Origin of the sequence: Acinetobacter sp. GD03645 (assembly GCF_029845285.1) — a bacterium.
Taxonomy (GTDB): Bacteria; Pseudomonadota; Gammaproteobacteria; order Pseudomonadales; family Moraxellaceae; genus Acinetobacter; species Acinetobacter corruptisaponis.
This window is the reverse complement of record NZ_JAOCLL010000030.1, coordinates 21,105-27,613: the sequence shown is the minus strand read 5'-3', so window position 1 is coordinate 27,613 and position 6,509 is coordinate 21,105. Positions and strand designations below refer to the sequence as shown.

At 36.8% G+C, this 6,509-nt stretch carries 8 protein-coding genes; 5 read left to right on the top strand and 3 right to left on the bottom strand.

The genetic code is table 11. From position 1 onward, the window contains the following. The first annotated feature begins 45 nt into the window (after positions 1-45). The 5 genes from N5J47_RS17210 (at position 46) to N5J47_RS17190 (ending at position 4,225) form a co-directional block, all read left to right on the top strand. Positions 46-423 (top strand): hypothetical protein, encoded by a 378-nt coding sequence (locus N5J47_RS17210; RefSeq protein WP_279961187.1) that lies wholly within the window; start codon positions 46-48, stop codon positions 421-423. A 132-nt stretch (positions 424-555) separates the two neighbouring features. Further along, entirely contained in the window at positions 556-930 is a 375-nt protein-coding gene (locus tag N5J47_RS17205) for a hypothetical protein (RefSeq protein ID WP_279961188.1), read from the top strand. A gap of 131 nt (positions 931-1,061) precedes the next feature. After that, on the top strand, positions 1,062-1,628 hold the full coding sequence (locus N5J47_RS17200; protein WP_279961189.1) for a DUF4256 domain-containing protein: 567 nt from the start codon (positions 1,062-1,064) through the stop codon (positions 1,626-1,628). A gap of 169 nt (positions 1,629-1,797) precedes the next feature. Beyond that, positions 1,798-2,961: an acyl-CoA dehydrogenase family protein gene (locus tag N5J47_RS17195; RefSeq protein ID WP_279961190.1), complete on the top strand. Its 1,164-nt coding sequence runs from the start codon at positions 1,798-1,800 to the stop codon at positions 2,959-2,961. Positions 2,962-3,055: 94 nt separating this feature from the next. Next, positions 3,056-4,225 carry an acyl-CoA dehydrogenase family protein gene (locus N5J47_RS17190; protein WP_279961191.1) on the top strand — a complete coding sequence of 390 codons (1,170 nt, stop codon included), beginning with the start codon at positions 3,056-3,058 and terminating at the stop codon, positions 4,223-4,225. 71 nt (positions 4,226-4,296) lie between these two features. Here the strand turns inward: N5J47_RS17190 and N5J47_RS17185 are convergent, their stop codons facing one another. Genes N5J47_RS17185 through N5J47_RS17175 form a run of 3 tightly spaced genes read right to left on the bottom strand, consistent with a single transcriptional unit; the run spans position 4,297 to position 6,504 of the window. Further along, positions 4,297-5,034 (bottom strand): hypothetical protein, encoded by a 738-nt coding sequence (locus N5J47_RS17185; RefSeq protein ID WP_279961192.1) that lies wholly within the window; start codon positions 5,032-5,034, stop codon positions 4,297-4,299. A gap of 2 nt (positions 5,035-5,036) precedes the next feature. Next, positions 5,037-5,765, bottom strand: coding sequence for a hypothetical protein (locus N5J47_RS17180; protein WP_279961193.1), 729 nt, complete (start codon positions 5,763-5,765; stop codon positions 5,037-5,039). Between the two features lies 1 nt (position 5,766). Next, entirely contained in the window at positions 5,767-6,504 is a 738-nt protein-coding gene (locus N5J47_RS17175; RefSeq protein WP_279961194.1) for a hypothetical protein, read from the bottom strand. Positions 6,505-6,509: the final 5 nt, after the last annotated feature.

Sequence of the window (6,509 nt, the reverse complement as noted above, 5' to 3'; positions counted from 1 at the left end):
AAAAAATGATATTATAAAAATAATAAGGATTTAGTAGAAGAAATAATGAAACAATTTGCTATAAAACGTTTGTATAGCTATTTTGAAACAACATCACAAGAGACTAAGGATAATATTTTTGATGAAAAAATAGCTACATTTGATGAGGAATTGAGGGTTTTACTAGAAAAGTATGATCTTAGATATATCTGTGATGATACAAGATTTATTACTGCTCAACAGATGTCAGTACAGAAATGTGAACAATGTAATCACTTAATGGTAAATCGGGATAAGAACCCAATGCGATTTAATAAAGAAGATTTATGGATAGATTTGGATACTGACTATAATTTTATTATTTGGGATGGTGGTTCTTATGAGGGTAAAGAATTATGTATGGATTGTTTACCTATTGGACATCGTTGGGGTTATTCATCTTAAGTTTCTATTATTGGTATAATGAAAAATAGTTTTCTTTAAGAAGCTGGGCAATGGATCTTTTAATGTTGATCTAGGTGGTTTGATTTTATAAATCTGCTCAATTCAAGAAATTAAAAAAGATGAATTAGAAGAATGAACATCATAAAGAATATTTTATGGGTGGATTGTGGGGCAGCTGCATTGGCAGGAATGATTGTGTTGCTTGCTGCTCAATGGTTAAGTTCACTTTATCATTTGCCAAAGAGCGTGATTATTTTCATTGGCTGTGTCAATTTACTATATGCATGTTATTCATTTTTATTAGCCAATTATAAAAAACGTTCAATCACCTTGGTCAATATTTTGGTAGTTGCTAATAGTATTTGGATTTTAATTTGTCTAATTGTGTTATGGATGTTTAGATGGGAAATGACCATCTTTGCGCTCATGCATATTTTAGGTGAAGCGATTTTTGTTTGTATCTTGGCAAGATTAGAATATCTTTGGCGGGTACAACTTTCATCTTAATCCATTAAAGTAATGAGGAGATAGGATAGAACAAAATTTGAACTCTCCCTTTTAATGCGGTAAAACAATAAAAAAATGAATCAGTTTGATGGTCGATCTACCTAACACTAAGAATTTAGAGCACTGATAAAATGAGTAAGAAAAAACAATTAGACGTAGAGCAAACAGAGACGTTATTGCTGATCTTAAAACAACGTTTTGAACAAAATATGCATCGTCATCAAGGCCTGAATTGGGATGATATTGAAAATACGTTAAAACAGCAGACTGAAAAACTTTGGTCATTGAATGAGATGGAGAATACGGGAGGAGAGCCTGATGTGGTTATGTTTGATTTAAAGATTTTTTCAGAAATCGTATTTTATGATTGTGCTATAGAATCGCCAAAAGGACGTAGAAGCCTATGTTATGACAGAAAAGCCTTGGATTCCCGTAAGGAACATAAACCTGAAAATAATGTTATTGATGTGGCTGAAAGGATGGGTGTTGAGTTATTGACAGAAGAGCAATATAAGCAATTGCAGTCAATTGAGCATTTTGATTTAAAAACATCAAGTTGGGTGAGAGCGCCAGATGATATTCGGGCACGAGGTGGCGCTATTTTTTGTGATAGTCGGTATGGTCGAGTTTTTACCTATCACAATGGAGCGCAATCTTATTACTCTACACGAGGATTTCGTAGTTTATTAAAAATATAGAGTTCGATGAGTATGAATAATTTCTTATAAGAAATTAAAGCAGTGGGTGAATTGTATATATTTTTTAACTTTTAATTTTGCCAAGCGCTTGCTTGGTTTTGGTGGTTTTGATACCTTAGTGTTCACTAAATATTCGAAAACAATGATTAATAATCGCCAGGAAGCAAGCATGCAACTTAATCCCCTATATTATACTGAGCAACATTTAGCCTTTGCTGAGAGTGTTAGGCGCTTTACTGAAAAAGAGATTAGTCCTTTTATCAATGAATGGGATGAAGCAGAAACTTTTCCTAGAGAGCTTTATAAAAAGGCCGCAGATATTGGTTTGCTCGGTGTTGGCTTCGATGAAAATTATGGTGGTATTGCGGGAACGGATGCATTTTATACCTTGCTTGCTTCGGTTGAATTGGCAAAGTGCGCATCAGGTGGTTTAGCTGCATCATTGCTTTCACATACTATTGGGACACCACCAATTCAGCATTTTGCCCAAGAGGAGCTAAAAGCTGAGGTCTTACCACAAATTTTGTCAGGAGAAAAAATCTCGGCATTAGCAATTACTGAACCCAGCGGTGGTTCTGATGTGGCAGCCCTAAAAACCAAAGCAGTTCGGGATGGCGACGATTATATTGTCAGTGGTGAAAAGACCTTTATTACCTCAGGTATTCGCGCCGACTATTATACCGTTGCAGTGAGAACCGATCCCAATGCCAAAGGGGCAAATGGCATTTCTATGCTGTTGATTGATGCGCATAGTGAGGGCATCACCAAATCCAAGCTTGATAAAATGGGTTGGTGGGCATCGGATACTGCACATCTGCACTTTGATAACGTGCGAGTGCCAGCCAAAAACCTGCTTGGTGCAGAAAATATGGGCTTCTTTGTGATTATGAACAATTTTAACATGGAGCGTTTTTTCCTTGCTGCCAGTAGCTATGGCTATGCGCTAGTCTGTTATGAGGAAGCCTTGGATTGGGCAAAGCAGCGCCAGACTTTTGGTAAGCGTTTAATTGACCATCAAGTGGTTCGACATAAGCTGGTGGATATGGCAACGCGGTTAACCTTAACTCGTGCTTTGTTGGAAGATACGGCTTATCGTCTGGGTAAGCCTGAATTACAGGGCAATGAACTGATTGCGCAAATTTGTATGCTCAAGAATGTGGCAACACAAACCATGCAATTCTGTGCTGATGCTGCGGTACAGATATTAGGTGGTATGGGCTTTATGCGGGGGACTAAGTCTGAGCGAATTTATCGTGAAGTGAAAGTGAACATGATTGGTGGTGGGGCAGAGGAAATCATGAAAGATCTTGCCAGTCGCCAACTTGGCTATTAATCGAAATCTTTTAGGGCTTTAGATCATGAGAAAATTGGTTTAAAGCCTGATTCATACAACAACAATGAGTTAAATAATAATTTAGGAAAAGAGCATGGATGGTTTATTCAACCCGATTTATTACACAGCAGAACATCGGGCTTTTGCAGACAGTGTAAAACGCTTTGTAGAAAAAGAAATTTCACCTTATGTCAATGAATGGGATGAAGCAGGAACATTCCCACGAGAGCTTTATCAAAAGGCTGCAAGTGTCGGTTTACTGGGCTTGGGTTTTGATGCTGAGCATGGTGGCATTCCTGATGCTGATGCCTTTTATGTGATGTTGGCAGCAATTGAAATGGCAAAAGCGGCATCAGGTGGTGTGCATATTTCCCTGATGATTCATAGTATTGGTACACCACCGATTCATCATTTTGCCCGACCTGAAATTCGGGATCTGGTGATGCCACAGATTATTGCTGGCGAAAAAATCTCGGCTTTGGCAATTACTGAACCGAGTGGTGGTTCTGATGTGGCGGCAATTAAAACCAAGGCAGTTCGAGACGGTGATCACTATATTTTGAATGGTGAAAAGACCTTTATCACTTCAGGAATTCGGGCTGATTATTATACCGTAGCGGTAAAGACTGATCCAAATGCGCAGGGAGCCAAGGGTATTTCCATGTTATTGGTCGATGCGCATAGCGATGGAATAACCAAATCACCATTACAGAAAATGGGTTGGTGGGCATCGGATACTGCGCATTTACATTTTGACAATGTCAAAGTGCCTGTTAGCCATTTATTAGGCGAAGAAAATGCAGGTTTTAAAGTGATTATGAATAACTTTAATATGGAGCGTTTTTGGCTGGCGGCAATGGCGTATGGTTATGCGCTGGTATGTTATGAAGAGGCACTGGATTGGGCAAAACAGCGTCAGACTTTTGGTAAGCGTTTGATCGATCATCAGGTGGTTCGACATAAACTGGTCGATATGGCAACGCAACTGACCACAACGCGGGCATTGCTGGAAGATACAGCCTACCGTATGGGACAGAAAGAGTTGCAGGGAGCAGACTTGATTGCGCAAATTTCTATGTCGAAAAATGTGGCAACACGTACCATGCAATTCTGTGCCGATGCAGCCGTTCAAACTTTAGGGGGAATGGGCTTTATGCGTGGCACTAAGTCTGAGCGCATTTACCGTGAAGTGAAAGTCAACATGATTGGCGGTGGAGCAGAGGAAATCATGAAGGATTTGATTAGTCGGCAGTTGGGTTATTAATTCTTGATTTGATCATAACAAGTGAAAAGTGCGGTCAAAACACCGCACTTTTTTAATTTCACTTTGGTTGGTTATTCTAACTCAGCCAATTGTTCTAAGGAGATTTGACGAATTTCAAAAATTGGTTGCTTAAGAAAGGAGTTTAAGGCTTTTAAGTGAATAAATTTGATATTGTCTAAGGCAATACCAACGATGGAGTCTTTTTTAGCATCGTAACGAATATCGGGTGTTTGCTCGATAAATGCTTTAAACAGGTCTGGACTATCACTTAATTCGGAAAGAGGTTTGTCGAAAAGTGCTTCAAACTCATAATCCATCGCATAAATATTGGATTCCCAAGATACATCACTAAAGTTCTCATCCTGACTGGAAATGATGCTGCCAGTTTCATAGCCACTAAAATAGTCTTCTTCCGAGTTGATCCAAAGCACATAGCAGGGTTGCGTTGCATCGACTTCCAGTAGCTGATACCAGACAATACCTGAGATTTTAGCGAACTCAAATGCATCATCTTCATTCAGTTGAGGGATTTCTCCATCATCAATATCAAAGGTTTTGCCTGTTTTTTCTAGGATAAAAGCTTCAAGTTTTTCATAGGTTTCATCATCTGCCTCACCATTGCCGATGTCATAGTTACATAGTTCATCATAATATAAGCCTTCGACGACTAATGATTTGTATGCCTTTTCAGCTTCAGCTTTATTCGTATAAATCTGCTTGATCGCCCCAGTTGAAACGCAATTGGTCAGATGCCATTCATCATTATAGGCAAAGTCATTTTGACGGATAACGTATTGGATGTTGCTCATTTTTACTCTATTCCTTTTAAGTAAGTTTGATTGAGTGATTTTTCAAGTTGATAAATTTCTTCTATTGTCAGATAACGCATCTCAATTGGATTTTTGAGTAAAGGATTGATACTGGTAAGAGCACTAGGTTTAATCACTAGACAAGAGTGATTGTATTCAATATCAGGATGATCTTGAATGAGTCTTTCCAATAGTAAAGGGGAATCACTAAAATCAGCTAGGCTACCAACCAATTCAATATCACTATAAATAGCACGTGAGGTAGAGGGGGAAATATCTGTTAGTAGAGGGTCATTTTCTATAAAATTGGCTTGCAGAAACTGATTCTCCTGAATGTCATATTCAGTTGTTTCATAGCACATTTTGTATTCATTTTTTTGAATATCAAAAAAGACTTGTTGTTTGAGTTGCTTTGGATATTCAAATACAGCATAAACACAACTATCACATTGATTCAGTATGCTAAATAATTCATCTACTGACATTTGAGCTAAAATTTTTTCCTTACCATAAAAGTCATGTTGTTGACCGCATTCAATAATATTCTGAAAGTTGACTTTATGGCTAAAGTCATATTCGAGTTGTTTCCATTTTTGAATCGCATCTTCTTTATTTTCAAATAAAGCTGTCATATGTCCTTGATGCCGTCTATCATGGATATAAGATGAGAAATATTCATCATTATATGAATATGATAAGTGACGAATCACATAGATTTTTTTTCGCTCCATGTTAAGCTTCCTTGGTATTATTTTGGTTTAATAATTTTTCGATCTCATAAATTTCTTCAATGGTTAAACATTGGATTGGGTCTTTTAATAGGGCATTTAAACTATTGAGAGTAGAAATATTTAGCTGTTGTATGCGTAAAAATTTCCTATCTTCATCATAGTTAATATTCTCATTGTGTTGAATCAGTTGTGATAACAAAATAGGTGTATCACTAAGGTCAGATAAGCTGCCATATAGAATAAGAATAAAACTATCAACAGATGGAGAAACGTGATTAAGTAAAGGATCATCCTTGATAAAAGTTGCATCTATAAAATAATTTTTTCTAAAATCATATTCTGTACAGGCATCAGAGAAATGATAGTTATTTTCTGATTTGTCCCAAATTACTCTTTGTTTGATTTGTTTTGGATATTCATATAAATAATATACATGACAACCAATTTCATGAATTACATCGAATAATTCATCTTTATTGAGTTTTCTTAGATCATCATCTTGATAATTAGGTAATATATTTTCTAATTGATAAAGCGTTCCCTCACTCATAAAATTATCGAAATTAACCCGATAAGTAAAATCATATTCCAAACGTTTCCATTCTTCAATGGCTTGTTCTTTGTCTGAAAAAATCGCTGTAATGTGTCCGATATGATCTGAACCATTCCATAAAGGATAGTAATATTCATCATCATACCAAAATGAAATATTGCGTAAGGCGTAGATTTTTTCTTCCATGATGT